The 2,039-nt window shown below is 59.9% G+C and carries 3 protein-coding genes; all 3 read right to left on the bottom strand.

Annotated features, from left to right (window positions below; genetic code table 11):
* On the bottom strand, positions 1–1,075 hold a 1,075-nt coding region (locus Q8O35_RS04960; RefSeq protein ID WP_305571263.1), incomplete at its 3' end, for a hypothetical protein.
* Between the two features lie 108 nt (positions 1,076–1,183).
* Entirely contained in the window at positions 1,184–1,675 is a 492-nt protein-coding gene (locus Q8O35_RS04955; protein ID WP_305571260.1) for a hypothetical protein, read from the bottom strand.
* A gap of 139 nt (positions 1,676–1,814) precedes the next feature.
* Positions 1,815–2,039, bottom strand: a 225-nt coding sequence (locus Q8O35_RS04950) for a hypothetical protein (RefSeq protein WP_305571258.1), incomplete at its 5' end; no start/stop codon positions are given.

The raw sequence follows: 2,039 nt of genomic DNA, 5'->3' as shown, positions 1-2,039 counted from the left end.
GCGCTAGCGTTACGCCGTGTTCTCTTGCAGCTTCCTCCACCAGTGACTGTTCATCGTGGGACCCGGTAATGAAACCAGCCAGCAAAGCCCAGCCTTGCCAAAACGCTGCGTCTTTCTTTGCCTCCAGCTCCCGCACGCGGGACTCGGCGGCTTCGGCGCGTGCAACTACAGCTTGTATTGCTGGCGGTATTTCTGTGTAGCTGGTCTTGGGCATTTCAAGGCCCAAGATTTTGTTCATGTCGCAAATGGCCGCAAGGATTCCAACTGGAGCTTCTTTGAGGCACAGCGTCAGCTCTTCCTCAAGCTCTCGGCACCGCTTTTCAGCTTTGCTGGTGCGAGTAAGCAAGGAACCGGCGATCTCCGCCCGTGGACGAAGCCGCACGTTCTCCTCCTCCAGCTCCCGCACGCGGGCCTCGGCGGATTCGGCGCGGGCTTCCACGTCATCATGGTCAACTCCGATGCGCTGTATGTGAGCCTTGAGGTCGCCAATATTTTTGTCCTGCGTCTTGATTACTGTAACTAACCCCTTGATATGTTCATCCGACTCTTGACGTTCATCTTGTACGTCATTCAACAGGATGCCCTCAATTCTCACACGCTCTGCGCGCTCTTCAGCGTAGAGTTTCCGCCAGTCTGCAACGGAACTCTCAAGCATGTCTGCGAAACGTCCATTCCCCGCCTCCGCCTCGGCCAAGCGGCGCGTGAGGTCGGAGATGTGGGCAACGGCGTCATGCAGCAGTCGGTGCGGCCATGGGATCAACGCATGGGGGTGCCCTGTGCAGGCGAAAAGCAGGCGGGCGCACATCACGCCGTCATCTCCCGGCAGCGGCGCGGGGGCGGGCTTCGCGCATCCCTCGCTTGTGTCCTCGCCTTCCAGTTCTGCGGGGGCGTGTCCCGCGTGGCTCTCCCTGTGTTCGCAGTTGGCTTGCTCGTAGGCGTCGAAGTCGGACGGAATAGCGCCCGGCGTGTAGCCGCAGTGAGGGCATCGGGCGGGCTGGACCTTTTTGTAGGCGTCAGCAATACGATTATTCATAAGATCTACCTTATATGCCTTGCGTGGCCGCATTTTAAGCATTGATAAAATGTTTCACCGCCTTCGGACAAAGCGAACATGTAGGAGTGTTCGCACCACAACTGCTTCCACCAATTACGGAAAATAGCAATCGCTGCGGAATACCAGCGGTTATCCACGCTTCACCTCCCCCGCGAACGCTTCGGGGAACGCGGCGCGGGTATCACTTTTAGCCCAGGCCGTGTCGGGGTCGTACCTGGGGGTGTGTTCGCAAACATTCCTGCACCCTGTTAGGGCGCGCCCATCTTCGTTCCCGTCCTCGTATCCGTCGAGGTAGGCTTCTTTCACCTGCTCCCGCGTCAGGCGCGGGGCCTGCACGGCGCGGATTAAAGTATCGACGTGGGCTTTGAATCGAGACGCCTCGGAACCCTCGCCCCAACCGCTCGAAAGGTACTCCACCGCCTGCCGCACCGCCACGTCAGGGGGAGTGGTGAGAAGGGAGAGAAGATCAACGGTTTTTCCGCATTCGTTGCACCGAGCCCGCAGGACCACATCGTTATTGCCATACTGGATTACCCAGCAGCCGCAGCAGTGTGGCACTGTTTCGTGGTTGAGCAGCGTTCCAATCTCATCAATCTCCGCCGCGTCAGGGGGCGGGGACATGGCCCTGACAGTGTTAGCAAGCGCACGTAGCGCCCACTCAGGTATCACGCACTCAGCGCCATTGTGGCAGGGCACAGCGCTGGACAGACTCAGTTCCGCCGTACGTAGGGCGTCGGCATCGTCAGCAGTCAGGGGGGCGTTACGCATGGGGGGCCTCCTCGCGGCTCTGCGCTTTGAGGCAGTACTCGATGATGCGGATGGCCACGGCGGCAACCTGGGCTGCCTCGCGGATGACGCCGTGCGGGCCTTGGATGTCATCATTCAGGATCGCAGCGGCAAGTTCATCACGCTCCTCGTCCAGAACATCCAAGGCGTGGTCCAGGCTATCGGCGAAGTGGGGCCATTTGAGCTTGGCGCGGTGCAG

It is taken from the genome of Humidesulfovibrio sp., assembly GCF_030689645.1.
In the GTDB taxonomy this organism is placed as follows: Bacteria; Desulfobacterota; Desulfovibrionia; order Desulfovibrionales; family Desulfovibrionaceae; genus Humidesulfovibrio.
Note: the sequence above shows the minus strand (reverse complement) of the source record. Positions and strands in the feature narration are given on the sequence as shown.